Annotated in this window: 1 protein-coding gene; it reads left to right on the top strand. The window is 61.6% G+C overall.

The features are described from left to right. The first annotated feature begins 8 nt into the window (after window positions 1-8). Window positions 9-272, top strand: a complete 264-nt coding sequence (locus AC1DKV_RS40530; RefSeq protein ID WP_477139775.1) for a hypothetical protein — start codon at window positions 9-11, stop codon at window positions 270-272. Window positions 273-545: the final 273 nt, after the last annotated feature.

Raw genomic sequence — 545 nt, 5'->3', positions numbered from 1 at the left:
GAACTACCATGACTACCATCGCCATCCAGGACCTGTCCGTCACCGAAGAACTCGACGCCCACGCCATGAGCACCGTGCGCGGCGGCACCGGCTTCGTGCCCTTCGTGCCGGTGTTCAGCACCGTCAAGGTCGACTCGACCTTCAATGCCTCGCAACTGATCGGCCAGACCCAGAGCGTGGTCAACATGAACGGCAACAACGCCGCCTTCGTGKACGACATCAAGTCGCATGTCAACTCGACGCAGAACGCCCAGAACAACATCTATCGTTGAACCGCCCGGCAGACGCGGAGGCGGCCCCGCCACCTCCGCCGGCAACCAGCCAATCAAGAGCATCCCAAGTTATCCCGTGAAGCCAAGGAGAACCAACATGTCCCTCATCGTGCGCGACCTCGCCCTGACMCAAGAACTCGACAGCAAGTCCCTGGCCGCGGTGCGCGGCGGCGCCAATACCTGGATGCAGGGACTGGGCCCGRCGGCCAACGTCAATGTCAACGTCAACCAGAACATCCTCCAGCTGCAGAGCGTCAACGTGAACACGCTCAA

The organism is Cupriavidus sp. 05T41 (assembly GCF_056396525.1).
This window is presented reverse-complemented; position numbering and strand designations above follow the sequence as displayed.